Below are 19,549 nucleotides of genomic sequence, written 5' to 3' on the forward strand. Positions count from 1 at the left end.
AGGTATCAGTGATGACGCCATGCATCAAATGAAGAAACGAGTGCGACAAGTCACCAAACGAAATAGAGGACGAACGTTCCCGGCAATCATCAAGGAACTATCGACGTATCTACGAGGTTGGCAGAACTACTTTAAACTGGGCTTAAGGCCGTCATCGATGAGTCACCTAGACAGTTGGATAAGACGCCGACTGCGGTGCTACCGTCTAAAACAGAAAAAGCGGAAATACAGCATAGCGATGTGGCTGATTAGTTTAGGAGTCGCCAAACCTAATGCATGGAAAGTCGCAGGTTCAGATAAAGGATGGTGGAAACTCTCACGGACGCCCCAAGTCAATCAGGCTTTACCCAACAAACGGTTGGAAGAGTTGGGGTTATACTCATTGTTGGAAGGGTATGAAACATTGAAAATCTATTCGGAACCGCCGTATGCGATCCACGCTTGTACGGTGGTGTGAGAGGACGGCGGGAGTGATCCCGCCTCCTACTCGATTATCGCCTTTAGCGGCATCGAGAGCCACCTTAGCTTTAAACTCAGGAGAGTGGTTTCTACGTTTTCTAGTCATAATCTGTCCCTGTATTGTTGGGTACTATCAAAACAGATCGACCACTTAAAGTCATGTCCGAAAATTGGGGGCCACTTCTTTTTTAGGCTTAGGACGTTTTTGACCGCGGTTTTTGTTTTTCTTATTTTTCTGGCCGAGTAGAGTGTCCATCGTTTCAGATGACTTGACCATGCCAACCAACTTACGCAATTTATGCAGGGTGATATCGTTGTCAGACAGACGCTCTTGCAAGGCAGCCAGCGTCTTTAATGCCTTCAACAAGATGTGGCAATCTTCCGCACTCAGTGCTAAGTCGTGCTCCTTTGCCTCGTGCACTCGCTGGATAAGCCTGTCCAGCTCTTCGCTGTCAATATCGGTAAAGTCTTGCGCCATTTAAGTTCCTGTCGGCTGGCTTGCAGTGCTGATGTGCTCAATTATTCCAGCATTGTGGGATCGGTCAACATGATCGTGAGGATCGATAACTTAAAGGGGAATAGTGTGCGTACGGTCATACTTTTTGCCAGCCAGGCAGCCCCACCAACAGAGCTTTAAGCTGCTTCGCGGCGACAGGGGTCACCCCATCTTGGTGATGACGGGGCCAATCTTGAAAGCGGCCTTTGCTCAGGCGTTTATTGATTAACCAGAAGCCAGAGCCGTCATAACATAATGCTCTAAGCATGGTTTGACGGCGGTTGGTAAACACAAACAGGGTTCCGCTACGAGGCGACTGTTTTAGCTGATGACGACACAGGGCGGCGAGTCCATCAATACCACAGCGAAAATCGGCTGGTTGAGTCGCAAGCAGGATTTTACTCTCAGCAGTCAGGTGGATCATTTTACTTCTCCTGCTTCTTGTATCAGAGCTCGCAATAAGTCAGGAGAGACAAGGCCGCTGATACGGATCTGACTTGAATTAGGAAGAGTGAGCTGAAGGCTCAGGTCTGATTTAGGTAGTAAATCAGGCTCTATCTGTAACGGAACAAAATCAGGAGCGGACGACTTAACGGGAAGTTGCTTGCGCCAGTCATTGAGCTGGGTGGTGCAGATCCGTAGTGCTTTGGTCACGTGACTGATCGGATATTCTTCAAGCAGCTTGAGTGCTAAGCAGCGTAGTTCATCGGGGATACTGGCATGTTTATTAATGCGGGTTTGTCGCCAGTGCTCAAAGTCAGCAGTGGCCTGAATCAGGTTTTTCTGGTTTTGCATGGTGCCTTCCTTATATTGGATAAGCACTTAGTAAACCAGAGCTGGCGAGTTAAGTTGAGCTATGCTGCCGTAAGCTCACGATAAACCCGCGCTAAAACCTATTTCTAAACAACGATACCTCTACAGTCACCGATTATGAACAACTAATTTGAATTCGATAGATAGCAAGCATATACTTCTAATGCTTGCTATAAGAAACGCGGCTTCGGCTCCACTTGTAGATAGATGAATTCAAATAGCCCTGTTCTCTTACGCTCATAGAGTATTGACCGCAGGTAGCGCGTAATAGAGCCACTTCTAGTGGCTCTTGTCGTATCTTAATGTTAGAAAAGCTAAGATATCTTCCTTCAAATTTTCTACGTTCATAGTGAGTCGCAACAAATTGCTCTAAGAAACTTTAGGGCAAAGATGAGTCAGCAGAGGGCTAACTAGCTTAAAATGGGTAGTGCTCTTCTTCATACGCTTCCACCCAGGTCACTAGCTTTTCAAGTTCGTCACCTTCGGGTGTGCCTGGTTCAGCATCGAATATGGTTTCAATCCTCTTTAAAACCATCCTGTACTCGTTTTCTGACAGTATTTCCGATTCAGTAAGTCCTTTAACTTTCATGAGAGTTTCCCTATCGACACTCCCGCTTTTGTTAAAGCGTTCAGCCATTTTTAGCATTTTTTCCATTCGGGTGTTGTTAAGAGCATCGTCTCTTTGAACAAGAAAATCGCTTTCTGCTTTATCCGTATCTTCAGAATAAGATCCCCAATCTTTTTCATTTGTAGTCGCGAGTTCATCAGCGTGTGTTGTTTTGGGTGTAATACCCTCAAGCAGTTCTTTTTCTGAAAGTGGTTTACGGCCCATGGCTCGCTCCTCGATTGAAAGTAACATTAGATGATTTATAGCATAGTGAGTTACCGGCTGTAAGGTATGAGCGGCTTTGTTGCTTAAATCGATGGAACTAAATCAAGAAGCTACGATCTGATCGGCTACATCCATTAATCGTCGTAGCCTAATGCCTAAACCTCGTTACAAAACAACCAACTGGAAGCAGTACAATAAAGCCTTAATTAATCGTGGTTCACTGACCTTTTGGGTTGATGAGGAAGCGATAGCTGAGTGGAAGCAAAGCAAACAAGGCAAGCGTGGTAGACCACGCCAATTCAGTGATTTAGCCATTACGACTGCATTAATGGTGAAACGAGTATTCTCTATGCCATTGAGAGCGCTGCAAGGATTTATAGACTCAGTATTTAAACTGGCTAATATCCCGCTATTTTGTCCGCATTACACCTGCATAAGTCGTCGAGCTAAGGAAGTTGATGTTTCATTTAAAACTAAAACCAGAGGAGCGATACAACATCTAGCCATTGATTCCACTGGTCTCAAGGTTTATGGCGAAGGTGAATGGAAGGTTAAGAAGCATGGTACTGACGGGAAGCGTAGAGTTTGGCGTAAACTGCATATTGCAGTAGATGCCAGCACTCACGAAATAGTCGCAGCAGAACTGAGTTTCTCTAACGTAACCGATGCTGAAGTGCTTCCCAACTTACTTAAGCAGACACGTCGTAAAATCATTGAAGTATCAGGTGATGGAGCTTATGACACAAGAAGCTGCCATGAAGCTATACGAATCAAGCGAGCAGTTCCGCTCATCCCGCCACGAGAAGGGGCAGCTTTCTGGGAGCAAGGACATCCTCGCAATTTGGCGGTAGGTTGTCAGAAGCTCTACGGCTCAAACAAAAAGTGGAAAAAGCGGTATGGTTATCATAAGCGCTCTCTATCAGAGACAGCCATGCATCGAGTGAAACAGTTGTTAGGTGGGAAATTAAGCCTAAGAAATTACAACGCTCAGGTTGGCGAGACTTACGCAATGATCAAAGCGCTGAACAAGCTTACGGGGCTAGGTATGCCTGAAACTCAGTATGTTGTTTAAAAATGAAGCATTATGGGCTGGTATGCCTTTTCTCTGAATTAAGCAACAAAGCCTCGGTACAGCCTCAAGACTGTACCGATAAGGTGATTAGTGCTGTGTCACACTGACGGCTTTTGTACTGCTATTGAAATGAATCTGATAGGTGGCGTAGTCGCCGACTTGATAATCCATACTTGGGTAGGATTCTGTCCACGAACCATCATCAATTTTAAACCTTGCGGGTGACTCTTCACCACTGAAGGTTTGGGTTGTTGTGTAAAGGCCAGTTTGCTCATTGTAATCCAGCAGTGTTAATCCCCACCCGTTTGCTGTACCTCGGAAGTACCAAGTTTCATTTCCACCATTCGTGTTGCTGGTGCACTGAGACAGCTCTTTCCATTCACCATTGGCATAGCAAAGGTTTGGTGCTGACACCTCCATATCGAGGGTTTGGCGGCTGCCTTGATCACTGAAAATGACTTTCAAACTATTGAGGTTAGTACCAAAGTCATAACAGTATTGACCATTTTGTTGGGTCATTGCTTGCCCAGGCCAAGTTGCGTTAGCAATGGGGGTTGCGGCCGCCACATTCCAGAAATAGAGGTAAGGCTGAGAGAATCCTTGCTCATTGCCATAACAGATTTGGGTGGCGTTACCTTCATCCTCATCGTTCTCTGTGATTAGGGTAAACCCACAGTCGGCTAAAGATTTCCAGCTACCATCGCTATAACACGTTCCAGTAGTGGTGGTGAGATCGTTACTCTTATTGGCACCTTGATTTGAAAAAATCACATTCACACTTGAAAGCTCAGTTTCAACATCATGGCAATAGAAATCACCATTTGCCGTCATGGTAACGCCAGGCCAAGTGGCGTTTGTGAGTGAGCCTGCTGGTTGTGCTCCCCAGTAGTGGAGTGTTGGTGAAGTGTGATTAGCGGCATTGTCGTAGCAGAGGTTGGTTGCCGTAACAGGCGTAGCCGGTTTTTTCTCACCATCATCACAATCGGTGCAGGTTTGTCCTACTTTTGCTCCGACATGAATGGCCGCCGCATTATGAGAAGCCACGGTGAAATGGGCATAACCTGAACTGTCTACACTGATGGTGGTGCCACTACATGTTCCCGTTTGTGAGTTAAAGTCACCACTGATGATGTCGCAATATTCACCCGCTGGCATTCCGGTAGCAAAACCTTGGTTGATGCCTTTGTTGTCGTCTCGGTTAATGACAACAAAACCTAGCCCACCACGGCCAAAGGCGACTTGGTTATAGCCATCATCCCACCAGTTGGTTACGCGCCATTCTGCTGCGGTGTGATTACGAAAAGCCACCATATTGGCTACGCCGCGCCAGCGGTGTTCACAAACCCAGTCTCCTCCATCAAAACCACAGGCGTTCCCCGTATGTATACCTGTTGCGGGAGGGCCTGCATCAAAATCATTGAAGTAGTAGCCTGACATGACTTTGGGATACCCATAAGGATAGGCCAAAGTAAAAACGTTACCGAGGAAGTAGAGGTTACCAAAGTCTTGATGGCTGAGTACTTGCCCTGGGTTATGGCGTTCTTCATCATGGTTGGTTACAAAAGTCACGGCATCGCTGCTGCTTAGCCAACCATTCCAAGAACCAATACCTTGTAAGTCTTTAATTCCCCCGTGCTTAAACTTAGGTCCTAGGGTGCGAGCAAAGAAGAACTCAGTAACATCACCAATATAGGTATATTCCGCAGGCTTAACGGGTTCATTCTCGGCACCGATCACTTCTTGGAAAATATAAGGGGTGCCATGTAACTTACTCTTTATTGCCGCGATATCTTCGGCTGGCATATGTTTCGCCGCATCAATACGAAACCCAGCGACCCCCATACTGATCGCATCATTCATGTAGTCTGCAATTTTTTGGCGAACATACTCAGAACTGGTTTTGAGATCGTTAAGTCCGACAAGATCACAATTTTGTACTGACCAGCGATTAGAATAGTTGATGTCACTGGTGCAGCTATTAAAGTCATTAACTCCATATGGAACTTCAGGGAAGTTGCGATTCCATGCCGCCATATGGTTAATGACGGCATCCACATAAATGTCTACCCCTACGTTTTTACAACGTTGCACCATATCCGCAAATTGTGCACGGTTACCACTACGGCCTTCAAAAGCATAACTAACGGGTTGGTAGCGAGACCACCAAGCCGGGTTATCGACACTTTTCTGAGGAGGGGAGACTTGTACCGCAGCAAACCCTTTAGGCCCTAGGAACTCTTCACATTCCTGAGCAATATCTTGCCAACTCCATTCAAATAAGTGGACGAATGTTGTCTTTGGAACGGTTTGAGCATAGCTTTGCGTTCCCCCGATTAAGCTCCCGAATAACATGAGTCCGGCAGACAAACTCTTGTTGAATTTCATGTTCTTCCCTTAAGTTTGAAATCTTAAAATGTAAGAAAAAATGTATTTTGTCTAAAAAGACAGCAAAACTTTAGGAGAGATAAAAAATAATACCTCCTGAAAAAAGAGGGATTGTGAGAATCGTCATTATTTGTACAAGCTTTACTTTTCTAGATTTAAATACAGTCACTAAATGCGCATATTCACGATGAAATAAGAGAATAAAATTGGAATAGAAGTTTGGTTTTGAATTAATGTATTGATTTCATTATATTTATAATGTTCATCTTAATGGTTGATTGACACATAACGTGAGGTATTAGGCAAAATGATAGGTGAAGCGGCTAGTATGTTGAATGGAGAGAGAAAGGCATTCTCTTTGCCTTATGTGATATAAGGTTATGAAAGAAGGCAGGAATATTGCTAAGGTTTTTATTCTATTTGCCGCTAAACTCAATACAGTGTCGGATTTGTTTTTCCTTTCATTCCTCGTTAATCGCCGCTTATCATTTCAACAAACTCACGAGCGATAGTCGTGCGTGAGTTTGTTGGTTGATTATTTTAAGTCAGCCAGTGAGCAATTTCTTATCAATTAGCAACGTCGTCATAAACTTTCGGGTGGTGAAAAGTCATGAATTGTCCACCGCTTCTAATACTTCAGCGATTGCTTTATCTAACTGTCTTTGTATATCGTTGGGTAAACGGCCAAATTCATAAGAGAAGTTTCGTCCTTTAACTCGTTTACGAGCGTAAACGCCTTTACTCTTGAAAGTGGCTAATGGTGTGACTGAAGCACTTTCTTTATCTTGTTTATTTTGGGCAATCTTTAGCTCAGATTTTATTTTGGATAAAAGTAGATTCTTAACGTCATCATGAGTTTGTTCAGGCTGAACATTGACAGTGATTTTTTGTATTTCTTTAATAAAATCTGATAGTTCGGATTTATCTTTCCCGATTAACTTCATCACCTTATCAAGTACCGAGTAATCGGGATGCGATAAAAGGTTTACATCTGGAAATAACGAAATAAGCGCTTGATCAATACTGGCAGCTTTTAGTGCTTTACTGACAGCAGGTCTGCTGATCCCGGTGATCTTAGCTACATCTTCTTGAGTGTAATTACCACTGTCCATAATCGCTTTACATTGCAAACCAATTTCACGCTGATTATGTTCTTTTGCTGTTTGTAATTGTTTAGCCAATGCTTTGGCATCAGCATAGGACAGGGCATCCTGTGTGACTAAGATGCGAAACTCTTTGATGTGACCTTGTTGCAATAGTACCCAAGCGCGGCGGCGTGAACCGTCAAGCACATCTATTTTGCCATCTATTTCCCGACCAACGGCAGGGTAAAATTGCTGAAACTCAAGAGAGGCGAGGTCGGATAATGAATCTTTAGTCAAAAGAGACTGATCACGGCCATTCACTTCAAAGGTGACGCAGGTTTTATCACGAACTTGTTCGTATGACAGAGTTACTTCGTTAAATATTGCCTGAGCGCCTGACTCTAATTGCCATGCTACGCTGTTACCAACAGATTCAATACCGAATATATTTTGAAGGTAATGGGCTGTATTCTCACCAGCTTTAGTTAGCTCAGAGGAAAGTTGGCGAGTAAGGCTTTCAATATTAGCTTTAGCTGCTACAGCTTGCGCTTCAGCTGAACCGGGTGTATTGCCTAGTGGACTTGCGCCTCTTTTTTTTGCCATTATTTTTGCTCCTCACGCCATACATTGACGATATCTCTTAGAATCTGACTGGTAACTTCATAACTGTTTTGTTGAGCGCTTTGGAAAGTCCCCTTACTTTTTGGATATTCACTTTTAGACATATCAAAAACCGTTGAAAGCAGTGAGGATGCTTGGCGGATAGCTTCACTGTGTTTGAACTCTTTAGAATAAAGGTAAGGTGCAAAGTGATCATACAAGCTGTTCATCAATTCACTCGTTGTTGAACCGTCTCGGTGATTAGTAAGAAGAATTTTCATAAAGTCGTAGCCGGAATGATTAGCATTAGCCAATAAAGCCCAAACTTGGGGGATATAACTAAAATAAGAGCATGTCGCATCAATATCGTTTTCCGTGATAGATAAAGGAAAAACGACACTAGTTGCTGCAAAGTAGGCATTGTAAGTGGCATAACCTAACGAGGGGGGAGTATCGATTAAAATAATATCAAACTCATCACGAACAGTATCAATCACTTCACTTAAGATAGAATACGGAGAAGGAAGTTTATGACTAAAAACTTGCTCATGAAACCAGCCTTCAATGGCTCTATCTGATTGTGATGCTGGGAGAATTCTTAAGTTTGGAATTGTCGTTTGCAAAAAGGCTTCAGAAACGACTTGAGGAAAAGTCTCACCTTCCTCTAAGTCATAGTTTTGCATGATTAAATCGCCAACAGACAAACAACCTTCTTTCTCGGCTTCTGGGGCGTAATACATAGATAGGGTAGCTTGACCATCCATATCGATTAAGCCAATACGGTATTCTTGATGAAACTCTGCAGCTAACCCAGAAGCTATTGTCGCTGCTGAAACGGTTTTCCCAACGCCACCTTTTTGATTTTGAATCACTATCACTTGTGTTTTTTGTGACGGTAAGCGATGGAACAAGGGCTCTTTTCTTAAATTTTCAGGTAGTAGTGCACGTACTATATACATTTCCTCAATGTCTATAGACCATTGAGAGTCAGCGTGGCGCCTTGGGTCTATGCCCGCATTAGCGACATATTTATCTAAGGTTTTAGAATCAATATCTAAATATGCTGTCGCTTCAGCACGCGTAAAATTACGAAGCTCTTTACGATGATTAGCCAACAACCGTTGATTTCTACGTTTAATGTAAGCATCAGCACCTAATTTCAAATCTTGAAAAGTTTGTGTGGTTTTTTCCGCGTCCATATCGTTAATCCTAGAGGGTTTTAAAATAATATATACCTTATTTTTTTAGGTGTACACTAAAAAGTGATGGACTATTTAAGGTTTTTGAGTGGTAGAAAGTTTGCTTTGGTTGCTCTCATTTCTAAGGCTTGCTAAAAAACTCATGGGAATGGGGGGCAGGGTTATTTTTTATTCTTCCCTACAAAATAATTTATGATAGGATGATACCTAATAAAATTAATTAGGTTGAAACCTATTCAATGTTTCATGGCCATCTGTCCAGCTTCAGCCATGAGAGGTTGATTAGTCATTGCGGATGAAAAGCAGTATTGAGTGATGCTTTTCAATGTGATTACGCGATGTCGGTCTTTACTTTATAAACAGAGTTTTAAGAATCTGGTGGAATTGGATAAACAAGACGCATGACAAATGATGGTCTGAAACAAACGGTAGTGGCGAGTTCACTAGCTAAAGAAGGCGCGAAAGGAAAGCCAGACAGGCTTTCGCAGATAGCGCAGTTGCCACAAGCAACCAGGGATCGCATTGCCCACATCGATTTCACCTTATTGTTTAAGGGCGAAGCGGTACGGGCGGATTTAGTCGATCGCTTCAGCATCGCCGCCACGCAGGCAACCAAAGACTTCACCCTATACCGAGAGCTTGCGCCAAGCAACATTGAGTATGACCAAAAGCTCAAGTTGCATAAACGCGGTGAAGCTTTTGAGCCCTTGTTCGACTATGACGTCGTTCGAACACTGGCGACGATTAGCCAAGGGTACGGAGATGGCTTTACTGGCAAGGTAAAACCACCTCTTGCTTGTGAAGCGCCTTATCACCTTAACAAGCCGAGTTTATCGATAGTAGCGAAGGTCACTGAGGCCATCCACAAAGGCAAAGCCTTGAGCATTACCTATGTATCGTTATCGAGCGGTGAAACCACGCGTGAAATTGTGCCGCATACGCTGGTGGATAATGGTCTACGTTGGCACATTCGTGGTTTTGACCGCAAGCATAATGAATTCCGAAATTTTGTACTGACCCGAATTAAAGCAGCGGTTGTGCTTGAAGGCTCTACATTATCTGAGACTGAACTAGAAACCCAAGACCGCCAATGGAATCGCTTTGTAGAGCTTGAATTAGTGCCGCACCCACGCATAGAGCACAGCGAAGCGATAGAGCTGGACTATGGCATGAAAGATGGCGTTTTAAGAGTTGAGATTAGAGCGGCAACCGCTGGCTATTTGCTTCGCCAATGGCATGTGGATTGTACCAAAGCGCACAGCCTGCAAGGCCCTGAATGCCAGCTTTGGTTAAAGAATACTCCGGCACTTTATGGGGTGGCAAATTTGAATTTAGTCCCAGGGTTTGAAGAATGATGTTCGACGACAGTGATCATTGCGCAACCCATAAACGAATGATGACGAATTAAAATCAGGAATTTAAATAATGACAAGTTTACAACAACGTGCCGAACTTCAACGCCAAATATGGGCAATAGCCAATGATGTTCGAGGCTCAGTGGATGGCTGGGATTTTAAACAATATGTACTGGGTACGCTGTTCTACCGCTTTATCAGTGAGAACTTTGAACTTTACATTACTGGTGGTGATGAGAGCGTTAATTATGCGGCCATGTCTGACGATGACGAAAACATTCTGGCTGCCAAAGATGATGCCGTTCGCACTAAAGGATATTTTATCCTTCCTAGCCAGTTGTTCAGCAATGTGGCGGGGCTTTGTTGCGTAATTCGAGGGAACTAAATCAGAAGGTTGCGATCTGATCGGCTAAGTAAGTTAATCATCCTAGTCTCATGCCGAAACCTCGCTACAAAACAACGAACTGGAAACAGTACAACAAAGCCTTAATCAACCGCGGTTCACTCACTTTCTGGATTGATGAAGAAGCCATTCGCCAGTGGAAGCAGAGCAAACAAAATAAACGAGGTAGACCTCGTCAGTTCAGCGACTTAGCCATTACTACTGCGCTTATGGTGAAACGAGTTTTCTCAATGCCGTTGAGAGCATTGCAAGGGTTTATCGATTCTGTTTTTTCATTGGCTAACGTCCCTATAGTCTGCCCACATTACAGTTGTATCAGTCGAAGAGCTAAGCAAGTCGAGGTTTCATTTAAACCAAAGAGTAGAGGCGCAATACAGCATCTAGCTATTGATGCAACAGGTCTCAAGGTTTATGGCGAAGGTGAATGGAAGGTCAAGAAGCATGGTACTGACGGGAAGCGTAGAGTCTGGAGAAAGTTGCATTTAGCGGTAGACACCAGCACTCACGAAATCGTCGCGGCAGAACTGAGTTTATCTAATGTTACCGATGCAGAAGTCCTCCCTAACTTGCTCAAGCAAACCCGCCGAAGAATTATCGAGATATCTGGCGATGGCGCTTATGACACAAGGGATTGCTACGATGCCATACGGTTCAAGCGAGCTGTTCCACTCATCCCTCCAAGAGAAGGGGCAGCCTTCTGGGAGAATGGTCACCCTAGGAATTTAGCGGTAGGTTGCCAGAAGCTCTACGGCTCCAACAATAAGTGGAAAAAGCGGTACGGCTATCATCAACGCTCACTATCAGAGACAGCAATGTATCGAGTGAAGCAGTTGTTAGGTGGGCGATTAAGTCTGAGAAACTACAATGCTCAGGTTGGTGAAACTTACGCGATGATTAAAGCGCTGAACAAACTTACAGGGCTTGGTATGCCAGAAACTCAGTGTATTGTATAAGAATCAACCAATTGCAGGCAGTTTGGTTCTCTGACCGAATTACGCAACAAAGCCGGTATTCCGCTCAAACAGCAAGTGACGAACCCGAATATCATTGTCGGCGAACATAGTTATTATTCCGGTTATTACCACAACCATAGCTTTGACGATTGCGCTCGCTATCTGAGTCCAGACAGAGACGATGTTGATAAACTCATCATTGGTCGGTACTGCTCTATTGGTTCTGGCGCTGTTTTTATGATGGCTGGCAACCAAGGGCATCGAAATGACTGGGTCAGTACATTTCCATTTTTTTACATAGACAATGAGAATTTCGCCGATGCTGAAGATGGCTTTCAGCGAGCGGGTGACACTATCGTGGGCAATGATGTATGGATCGGTTCTGAAGCAATGATTATGTTAGGTGTCAAAATCGGAGATGGTGCCATTATCGCTAGCAGGGCAGTAGTGACCAAAGATGTTGCGCCCTATGAGGTTGTCGGTTCAAACCCAGCTAAACATATAAAATTCCGCTTTTCAGAATCAGAAATAGCCATGTTAATTGAAATGAAATGGTGGGATTGGTCTGAATGCGCCGCAAAGCATTATCCCGAAGAGCTTCGCCACAGAAAGCTTGTTGGCCAATATCATCCTCGGCAAATACCAATACGCGATGCCACTTTATCGACAAGAGTCGTTGTTTACCCAGTCGGGTATCGAACTCTCACGAACCACGATGGCAAGGTGGATTATCCAAGTCAGTGAGAAGTTCGCCCCGCTTTACGCGGCCTTGAAAGCGCACCTACTTGAGCAAGTGGTGATTCAGGCGGATGAAACGCCGCTCAATGTCCTCAAAGAAGATAAACAGTGTTACATGTGGCTCTACTGCTCGGGCGCAGACTCGCCAGATGCCGCGCTCCCCAATGTGAAAAATATCGTCTTGTACGACTATCAAAACAGTCGCGCGAGGGCGTGCCCCGTTGCCTTCTTGGGCGACTATGATGGGTATCTGCAAACCGATGGCTATGGTGTTTATGATGGGCTTCATCTCGTCACCAATGTCGGTTGCTTCGCGCATGCTCGGCGCAAGTTCATGGAGGCGAAAAAGCTTCAAGGCAAAGGCAAGTCAGGTAAAGCGGATAAAGCGTTGGCCAAAATCCAGAAGCTTTATGGAATAGAATCACGCTTAAAAGGTGCCAGTGCCGAAAAACGGAAAGCAGAGCGCCAAGAGCATGCTAAGCCGATACTGGATGAGCTTTATGAATGGATGACAACTCAGAAAGTGCTTGAGTCTAGCCCGCTGGGTAAAGCAATAAAATACACGCTCGGTCAGTGGCCGAAGCTCACCCGCTATATCGATGACGGTCACTTATCGATAGACAACAACCGAGCTGAACGCGCAATAAAACCGCTGGTTATTGGGAGAAAGAACTGGCTCTTCTCGACCAATCCCAATGGAGCTGAAGCGAGCGCGATGCTTTACAGTATCGTCGAGACAGCGAAAGCCAACGGCCTTATCGTTTACGACTACATGGTCAAGTGCATGCAGGAGTTAGCGAAAGCGGAACCTGATATCGATGCACTCCTGCCTTGGAACTTCAAACACTAACAATATCGCCCCGTGGGTTCATGGCGCGGATACGGTAAATTTGATGGAAGAATATGATTTTTATTTTAAAAATGGCTGCGATCACTATTATTACACTGAATTGTCAGCGCGACACGCTGGAGGAAATTGCAGAGAAAATGCCCTCATTGTTGTTCAAGTGAATAACAACCAGCCCAAATCAATGGTAGTTATTGTGGACAAATGTCAAACTACCGTTGAAGCAAACAAAGAGAAAATAATTTACGAAACAGAGAGTTGTAACATGGTCACAGCGAAGAACAATTCGTATTCCAGTTAAAGGTCAAGTTACCCGGAGAGCTTGCTGAGGAATGACTGACGGTACGAGGCATCATGTAATGGTACGGCATCAAGTGAAAAATGGTAAAGGCCGTGTAGATACCTCATATTACATAAGCGCTAAGTCGTGAATTACAAATTGTTAGCCCACTATATTCTATTCGTCAGCATTGGGGATAACTTGCTCAAGGTATGCTCGCTCCCTGGTCTTGAGTTCAGGTCTAAATCTTGTGAGTGAAAATTAAACACTCATACGTCCATCCAGTTTTATTTACTGTGTTGTTAGCCAATATATTGGATACTATGCCCAAGTGACTCAACTCTGAATTCTGTATCTTGAAGTCACTTGGAGATATGGCAATAGTGCATTATTGAAGGAAATAGGTAATGAGTAAAAAAATGACCATGGCTGAGATTTCAAGGCAGCTTGGAATTTCAACAATGACTGTGTCGCGTTACTTTAATGGCGGTTATGTCTCGGAAGAGAACCGCCTTAAAATTGATGCCATCGTCAAAGATAGTCATTACACGCCTAATATATTTGCTCGCTCCATTCGTAGCCAATCCAATATTATTGGTTTCATCGCGCCTCGTATTGAGTCATATACGACCAGTTTAGTGATTAAAGGGGCGCTGGCTGCTGCCAATGAATCACAAGTACGAATGCTGTTTCATGCCACAGGGTTTAACCATGAGTCAGAATGCCAAGCTGTGAGAGAGTTTAACGGCTTAAATGCATTGGGCACGATTATTATTGCGTCAAAGCACAGTGTCGAAGAGACTTTTTATCGAACCTTAGACAATGTGGTATTTATTGGCAAAAATACCCCCCACCATTGCTGTTTATATTACCCCGATCATGCAGCGATTAAAGCCCTCGTCTCCCACACCATCACTCAGTTAAAACAGCAGCAGGCACCGCTGGCTGCCGTACATTATATTTATGATGAGCGTATGCTTTCTAGCCGCACTAAGTTGATGCAAGCCACTATTACCGACACCGTCCCTGAGTTGAATTTATCACTACAAGCCCTAGCCAACTCGGAGGACAAAGCTGGCTATCAGGCCGTTCAATTACAGCCTAATCATGTCTACTTTTGTGCCACCGATAATATTGCCATTCGTTTATATCGTCGCGCCAAAGAACAGCAACTCAAGATCGGTCATAACGTATGGATTGTAGGCATGGGTGACTATGACTACAGCGATTTGTTAGTCCCGAGCCTGACGACTGTCGCTTTTAACTACTATCAAGTGGGCTACCAAGCTGTCAAAAAATTGCTCAAGCGCGATTTCAGTTCTGTTGAAGGCACATTCGACATAAAGATGAGAGAAAGCTCACAATTCCTCTGAAATTGCGTTGAGTCCAAATCGGTTCTACTTAACTATATGTGTTAACGATAACGCATATAATATAACCGATGACACTCGCTCCTAATATGCACTCAAAACCACTCGCGTGGTGGAAGAAAGCAACCGCCTACCAAATTTATCCCCGTAGTTTTTATGATACAAACCAGGACGGTATTGGTGACATCAATGGCATCATTGCTAAGCTCGATTATCTTGCTGATTTGGGCATTGATTTAATATGGATTTGCCCATTCTATGCATCACCTAATGATGATAACGGGTACGATATTAGTGACTATCAAGCGATTCATCCTGACTTTGGAACCCTTGAGGATGTGGATGAACTAATCAGTGCTGCTCATAAACGTGGCATTCGCATTATTATGGATTTAGTGATCAACCACACTAGCGACGAGCACCCATGGTTCATTGAATCTCGAGATAACAAAAATAGCCCTAAGCGCGATTGGTATATTTGGCGTGATGGTTGTGAGCCTACCGCTGAAAAACCGACTTGCGACCCAAACAACTGGGAAAGTATTTTTCATGGCAGTGCATGGGAATATGATAAAAAAACTGCACAGTACTACTTGCACCTATTTTCAAAAAAACAACCTGATCTGAATTGGGAAAATCCTGAAGTTAAACAAGCACTATTTAAAATGATTTATTGGTGGTTGGAGCGTGGTATTGATGGCTTCCGTGTGGATGCAATTAGCCATATTCAGAAACAACCAGGTTTACCTTCTTTACCCAATCCAAAGGGTGAAAAGTATGTCTCTTCGTTTGATTATCATATGAATGTGGCAGGGATTGAAAAACATCTGCATGAGTTAAAAGAGCAGGCGTTTGATCCCTTTAACATAGTGACCGTTGGTGAGGCTAATGGGGTGACTGCCGACAATGCATTACTTTGGGTTGCCGAAGCGACCGAGCACGATCAAGGCGGTGTTTTCAACATGATTTTTCAGTTTGAACACATGAAGCTATGGTCGGAAGAACAAAGCAACGTGCCTTTAGATCTAGTGGAGTTCAAACGCATTTTATCGCGTTGGCAAGATGCATTAGAAGGTAAAGGCTGGAATGCGCTTTATTTAGAAAACCACGATCAAGCTCGTAGCATTGATACTTTTGCCGACCCTACCTCTAGGTATGCCAGTGCTACCGCGTTAGCGAGTTGTTATTTCTTGATGAAAGGAACTCCGTTTATTTATCAGGGCCAAGAGATTGGTATGGTAAATCATCAGTTTACTTCTCTTGATGAATTTAATGATGTGTCTGCTAGAAATTTAATTCAAAAGCTATCTCAACAAGGTCAAAGCGATGCAGACATCTTAGCCTTGTTAAATCAAGTATCTCGCGACCACAGTCGCTTGCCAATGCAATGGAATGCGCAGGATTTTGCCGGTTTTTCTGAGGTGCAACCTTGGTTCTCCGTCAATCAACAGTACGCAGATATCAATGTTGAGCAACAACAGAAAGATCCAAATTCGATTTTGAGTTTCTATAAGCAGCTGATTGCTCTGCGTAAGTCAAATGTAAGTTTAGTGGTTGGCCGCTATCAATTGCTGCTACCTAACGACCCTAATATCTATGCTTATCAACGTGTTGCACAAGATATGACATGGACCATTATTACCAATTTAAGTCCACAAGAGAGCATCGTTGATATCGACCGCATGCAATTAGGCGAGTTAATGCTTGATAATCAGAATATCAACAATGAACACGTTCGCTCAGATTTTATAGCGACGCAAATTGCCCCACCTTATGCTGCGTATATATTTGCAAGAAAGCACTAAATTATATTTATCGCAGGGCCTTGATAAGGCTACCCTGCATTTAAACCAAGGAATCATTTATGAGTCAGTTACTATCTTTTGATTTTTGGCAACGATTTGGGAAATCCCTTATCGTTGTTATCGCGGTGATGCCAGCCGCTGGTATCATGATATCACTCGGTAAAGTTGTCGCAATGTATGCCGGTGGTATTGGTGCCATTGAAACACTAGGCGCTATTATGGAAAACATAGGCTGGGGGATCATAGTTAATCTTCACCTATTATTTGCTGTCGCTATTGGTGGATCATGGGCTAAAGAACGTGCAGGAGGAGCATTTGCCGCGCTGATCGCCTTCATCTTAATTAACCGTATCACTGGGGTTATATTAGGCGTGGATAACGCTATGCTCAGTGATCCCGAGGCGGTTGTGATGAGCCTATTTGGTTCTGAGCTACCTGTCTCTCAATTCTTCACTAATATTTTGGGTGCTCCTGCTCTAAATATGGGTGTGTTTATCGGTATTATGTCTGGCTATTTAGGTGCCAACTTATTTAACCGTTATCATGACTTCGCTCGCTTACCTCAGGCATTAGCATTTTTCAACGGTAAGCGTTTTGTACCTTTTGTTGTTATTTTCTATTCGATGATTATTGCGTTTGCTTTATCAATCGTATGGCCTTTAATTCAAGGTGCGCTTAATGATTTTGGTCAATGGATTGCAACCTCTAAAGACACTGCGCCGATCACTGCTCCTTTCTTGTATGGTACGTTAGAGCGCTTATTACTGCCATTTGGTTTACACCACACTTTAACTATTCCAATGAATTACACCGAGTTGGGTGGTACTTATGAGCTTTTAACAGGGGTGAATGCGGGGGCAAGTGTTTATGGTCAAGATCCACTATGGCTTGCTTGGGTTAGCGATTTAAATAATCTTAAATTAAGCGATCCGACAACTTACCAACATCTATTAGATACGGTGCATCCAGCACGTTTTAAAGCGGGCCAAGTTATTATCGCAGCGTCTTCATTGATTGGTATTGGACTTGCGATGTATCACTGTGTTGATAGTGATAAGCGCGCACAATACAAGCCAATGTTTTTATCTGCGTGTCTTGCTGTGTTATTAACCGGTGTGACAGAGCCTATTGAATTCATGTTTATGTTTATTGCTCCTGTTTTGTATGTTGCGCATGCGGTATTAACAGGGATTGCATTTGCGTTGGTCGATGTGATGGACCTACGTATACATGCCTTTGGTTTGATTGAGTTACTCACTCGTATACCTATGATGGTTTCAGCGGGAATCGGTGGTGATTTGGTTCGCTTCGCATTGGTTTCTATTGTTTTCTTTGGTGTTAACTATGGATTATTCCGTGTGCTCATTGTCAAATTTAAATTGCCAACACCGGGCCGTATGGGTAACTACCTCGATGAAAGTTCAGAATCCATGTCAGAAGATGAGAAGATGGACATTATTATTCAGAATTTAGGTGGCCGTGCCAATATTGCTGAGATTGATGCTTGTATGACTCGCTTGCGCATTACAGTTAATGACCCGCAGTTGGTTGCTGAATATGCATTATGGAAGCCGACAGGAGCACTTGGTGCTGTAATTAAAGAACAGGGAGTACAAGTTATTTATGGTCCAGGAGTGGATGTCATTAAATCTAGATTAGTTGAGAAGCTTTCAGCACAACCTGCGTAATTCATTCTCTACCCTAGATAAAATAACCTCGAGAAACGCAGCCTTGAGCTGCGTTTAACTCGCTACAATGAATAAGTGAATAATAAATGAAGTTAATGACGCTAAATACCCATAGTTGGCAAGAAGAGAAACAACTAGAAAAGTTGGATGTGGTAGCGCAAGCCATTATCGAGCAAGGGTGCGATGTCGTTGCATTACAGGAAGTGAATCAACATCAAAATAGCCCGGCTGTTGATTCCAATATATTAACTAATCACACCGTGCTCGCTGATAACTATGGATATTTATTACAGAAAAAACTCATGGAATACGGCTATCACTACCAACTTACATGGGATTTCGTTCATCAAAGTTATGACGTATATCAAGAGGGACTGGCATTCTTGACGCGACTGCCGATTGTCGAGCATGAGGTCATTGACCTAAGTGATAACTATGATGTGAACTTTTGGAAACATAGGCGAGCAGTGCGTATTAAGGTCACTTCTCAACGAGGTGATTTCAATCTTTATAATTGTCATTGCGGCTGGTGGAGTGACTCAGAGAGCTCATTTGAGGACCAGTTCAACAGAATAAAGGCAACATTATCAACAGAGTTGAGCTTTCTATTAGGCGATTTCAACAACCCAAGCCATATACGCAATGAAGGTTATGATTATGTATTACAGTGCGGTTTGATAGATTGTTATGAAATAGCAGAAATAAAAGACTCCGGAACTACTGTAATTAAAAATATTGACGGTTGGGAACAAAATAGCCAAGCGCTACGCATTGATTTGGTTCTTAGTAATCAACCGATGGTGGTAAAGCAGCATCAGGTGATTTTTAATAACGATTTTTATCCGGTTGTATCGGATCACTTTGGGGTTCTGGTGGAAGTAGACATTATTTAATGTTTATTCATAGACTAAACCTTAAGCAATACTGGACTTTTAATTACGTGACTTTGCAATACCTGTAGTTATTCAGGACTTTCTAATTTAGTAAAGGCGCTGACACGTTTTTGTCCGTGCGACGTGAAGTCTCATGAAGCGCTGTTCACCGCGAAAAGAGTGAACCGTTTGTATCACCAGACGACCCTAAGGCTCTGAATAAAGCAGCGAGCCTGACAATGTAACGAAGTTTGGCATTGTGCCAAACGGGAGCAGAACCGTGAGGGGATGCTCCTC

Annotated in this window: 17 protein-coding genes and 2 pseudogenes; 12 read left to right on the top strand and 7 right to left on the bottom strand. The window is 43.6% G+C overall.

What is annotated here, in order from left to right:
* A partial coding sequence (locus VIB_RS00585; RefSeq protein ID WP_040903630.1) for a group II intron maturase-specific domain-containing protein occupies positions 1–457 on the top strand: 457 nt, incomplete at its 5' end.
* A gap of 159 nt (positions 458–616) precedes the next feature.
* On the opposite strand, the gene VIB_RS00590 is transcribed toward VIB_RS00585, so the two are convergent.
* The 4 genes from VIB_RS00590 to VIB_RS17010 all read right to left on the bottom strand — a co-directional run bounded on the left by VIB_RS00590 (position 617) and on the right by VIB_RS17010 (position 2,600).
* Positions 617–937: a hypothetical protein gene (locus VIB_RS00590; RefSeq protein ID WP_004393959.1), complete on the bottom strand. Its 321-nt coding sequence runs from the start codon at positions 935–937 to the stop codon at positions 617–619.
* Between the two features lie 115 nt (positions 938–1,052).
* A complete protein-coding gene (tnpB, locus tag VIB_RS00595) occupies positions 1,053–1,379 on the bottom strand; it encodes an IS66 family insertion sequence element accessory protein TnpB (protein ID WP_004393962.1) in 327 nt (108 codons plus the stop codon).
* Positions 1,376–1,750 carry a hypothetical protein gene (locus VIB_RS00600; RefSeq protein WP_020433901.1) on the bottom strand — a complete coding sequence of 125 codons (375 nt, stop codon included), beginning with the start codon at positions 1,748–1,750 and terminating at the stop codon, positions 1,376–1,378. The genes tnpB and VIB_RS00600 overlap by 4 nt, the downstream gene beginning before the upstream one ends.
* Before the next feature lie 433 nt (positions 1,751–2,183).
* Positions 2,184–2,600, bottom strand: coding sequence for a hypothetical protein (locus VIB_RS17010; protein ID WP_004393965.1), 417 nt, complete (start codon positions 2,598–2,600; stop codon positions 2,184–2,186).
* Between the two features lie 151 nt (positions 2,601–2,751).
* Here VIB_RS17010 and VIB_RS00610 point away from each other — a divergent pair, with 151 nt between their 5' ends.
* A complete protein-coding gene (locus VIB_RS00610) occupies positions 2,752–3,672 on the top strand; it encodes an IS5 family transposase (protein ID WP_004393905.1) in 921 nt (306 codons plus the stop codon).
* Positions 3,673–3,759: 87 nt separating this feature from the next.
* Here VIB_RS00610 and VIB_RS00615 read toward each other — a convergent pair whose 3' ends face one another.
* The 3 genes from VIB_RS00615 to VIB_RS00625 all read right to left on the bottom strand — a co-directional run bounded on the left by VIB_RS00615 (position 3,760) and on the right by VIB_RS00625 (position 8,941).
* A complete protein-coding gene (locus VIB_RS00615) occupies positions 3,760–6,057 on the bottom strand; it encodes a starch-binding protein (protein WP_004393967.1) in 2,298 nt (765 codons plus the stop codon).
* 608 nt (positions 6,058–6,665) lie between these two features.
* Positions 6,666–7,745: a ParB family protein gene (locus VIB_RS00620; RefSeq protein WP_004393969.1), complete on the bottom strand. Its 1,080-nt coding sequence runs from the start codon at positions 7,743–7,745 to the stop codon at positions 6,666–6,668.
* The gene (locus VIB_RS00625) at positions 7,745–8,941 is read right to left on the bottom strand and encodes a ParA family protein (RefSeq protein WP_004393970.1); all 1,197 of its coding nucleotides are present in this window, start codon (positions 8,939–8,941) and stop codon (positions 7,745–7,747) included. The genes VIB_RS00620 and VIB_RS00625 overlap by 1 nt, the downstream gene beginning before the upstream one ends.
* 401 nt (positions 8,942–9,342) lie before the next feature.
* Between VIB_RS00625 and VIB_RS00630 the strand changes: the two genes are divergently transcribed.
* The 10 genes and pseudogenes from VIB_RS00630 to VIB_RS00675 all read left to right on the top strand — a co-directional run bounded on the left by VIB_RS00630 (position 9,343) and on the right by VIB_RS00675 (position 19,273).
* Positions 9,343–10,296, top strand: a complete 954-nt coding sequence (locus tag VIB_RS00630) for a WYL domain-containing protein (RefSeq protein WP_004393971.1) — start codon at positions 9,343–9,345, stop codon at positions 10,294–10,296.
* 70 nt (positions 10,297–10,366) lie between these two features.
* Positions 10,367–10,681, top strand: coding sequence for a type I restriction-modification system subunit M N-terminal domain-containing protein (locus VIB_RS00635; protein ID WP_040903636.1), 315 nt, complete (start codon positions 10,367–10,369; stop codon positions 10,679–10,681).
* A gap of 50 nt (positions 10,682–10,731) precedes the next feature.
* On the top strand, positions 10,732–11,652 hold the full coding sequence (locus VIB_RS00640) for an IS5-like element ISVpa3 family transposase (RefSeq protein ID WP_004393974.1): 921 nt from the start codon (positions 10,732–10,734) through the stop codon (positions 11,650–11,652).
* A gap of 30 nt (positions 11,653–11,682) precedes the next feature.
* Positions 11,683–12,216, top strand: a pseudogene (locus tag VIB_RS00645) (CatB-related O-acetyltransferase); the annotation flags it as partial.
* A 7-nt stretch (positions 12,217–12,223) separates the two neighbouring features.
* Positions 12,224–13,240: pseudogene (gene tnpC / locus VIB_RS00650) on the top strand (IS66 family transposase); the annotation flags it as partial.
* A gap of 43 nt (positions 13,241–13,283) precedes the next feature.
* The gene (locus VIB_RS00655; RefSeq protein ID WP_040903641.1) at positions 13,284–13,538 is read left to right on the top strand and encodes a hypothetical protein; all 255 of its coding nucleotides are present in this window, start codon (positions 13,284–13,286) and stop codon (positions 13,536–13,538) included.
* Positions 13,539–13,924: 386 nt separating this feature from the next.
* Complete coding sequence (locus VIB_RS00660; RefSeq protein ID WP_004393981.1) at positions 13,925–14,890, top strand: LacI family DNA-binding transcriptional regulator; 966 nt, start codon at positions 13,925–13,927, stop codon at positions 14,888–14,890.
* Between the two features lie 68 nt (positions 14,891–14,958).
* Complete coding sequence (locus VIB_RS00665) at positions 14,959–16,692, top strand: glycoside hydrolase family 13 protein (protein WP_004393982.1); 1,734 nt, start codon at positions 14,959–14,961, stop codon at positions 16,690–16,692.
* Between the two features lie 59 nt (positions 16,693–16,751).
* Positions 16,752–18,380 carry a PTS transporter subunit IIBC gene (locus VIB_RS00670; RefSeq protein WP_004393983.1) on the top strand — a complete coding sequence of 543 codons (1,629 nt, stop codon included), beginning with the start codon at positions 16,752–16,754 and terminating at the stop codon, positions 18,378–18,380.
* Between the two features lie 86 nt (positions 18,381–18,466).
* Entirely contained in the window at positions 18,467–19,273 is an 807-nt protein-coding gene (locus VIB_RS00675) for an endonuclease/exonuclease/phosphatase family protein (protein WP_040903644.1), read from the top strand.
* Positions 19,274–19,549: the final 276 nt, after the last annotated feature.

Origin of the sequence: Vibrio metschnikovii CIP 69.14 (genome assembly GCF_000176155.1) — a bacterium.
In the GTDB taxonomy this organism is placed as follows: Bacteria; Pseudomonadota; Gammaproteobacteria; order Enterobacterales; family Vibrionaceae; genus Vibrio; species Vibrio metschnikovii.

Excerpts from the sequence above, each read along its gene's own strand:
- VIB_RS00590 (WP_004393959.1), bottom strand. The coding sequence starts at position 937 with ATGGCGCAAGACTTTACCGATATTGACAGCGAAGAGCTGGACAGGCTT.
- tnpB (WP_004393962.1), bottom strand. The coding sequence starts at position 1,379 with ATGATCCACCTGACTGCTGAGAGTAAAATCCTGCTTGCGACTCAACCA.
- VIB_RS00600 (WP_020433901.1), bottom strand. The coding sequence starts at position 1,750 with ATGCAAAACCAGAAAAACCTGATTCAGGCCACTGCTGACTTTGAGCAC.
- VIB_RS17010 (WP_004393965.1), bottom strand. The coding sequence starts at position 2,600 with ATGGGCCGTAAACCACTTTCAGAAAAAGAACTGCTTGAGGGTATTACA.
- VIB_RS00610 (WP_004393905.1), top strand. The coding sequence starts at position 2,752 with ATGCCTAAACCTCGTTACAAAACAACCAACTGGAAGCAGTACAATAAA.
- VIB_RS00615 (WP_004393967.1), bottom strand. The coding sequence starts at position 6,057 with ATGAAATTCAACAAGAGTTTGTCTGCCGGACTCATGTTATTCGGGAGC.
- VIB_RS00620 (WP_004393969.1), bottom strand. The coding sequence starts at position 7,745 with ATGGCAAAAAAAAGAGGCGCAAGTCCACTAGGCAATACACCCGGTTCA.
- VIB_RS00625 (WP_004393970.1), bottom strand. The coding sequence starts at position 8,941 with ATGGACGCGGAAAAAACCACACAAACTTTTCAAGATTTGAAATTAGGT.
- VIB_RS00630 (WP_004393971.1), top strand. The coding sequence starts at position 9,343 with ATGACAAATGATGGTCTGAAACAAACGGTAGTGGCGAGTTCACTAGCT.
- VIB_RS00635 (WP_040903636.1), top strand. The coding sequence starts at position 10,367 with ATGACAAGTTTACAACAACGTGCCGAACTTCAACGCCAAATATGGGCA.
- VIB_RS00640 (WP_004393974.1), top strand. The coding sequence starts at position 10,732 with ATGCCGAAACCTCGCTACAAAACAACGAACTGGAAACAGTACAACAAA.
- VIB_RS00655 (WP_040903641.1), top strand. The coding sequence starts at position 13,284 with ATGGAAGAATATGATTTTTATTTTAAAAATGGCTGCGATCACTATTAT.
- VIB_RS00660 (WP_004393981.1), top strand. The coding sequence starts at position 13,925 with ATGAGTAAAAAAATGACCATGGCTGAGATTTCAAGGCAGCTTGGAATT.
- VIB_RS00665 (WP_004393982.1), top strand. The coding sequence starts at position 14,959 with ATGACACTCGCTCCTAATATGCACTCAAAACCACTCGCGTGGTGGAAG.
- VIB_RS00670 (WP_004393983.1), top strand. The coding sequence starts at position 16,752 with ATGAGTCAGTTACTATCTTTTGATTTTTGGCAACGATTTGGGAAATCC.
- VIB_RS00675 (WP_040903644.1), top strand. The coding sequence starts at position 18,467 with ATGAAGTTAATGACGCTAAATACCCATAGTTGGCAAGAAGAGAAACAA.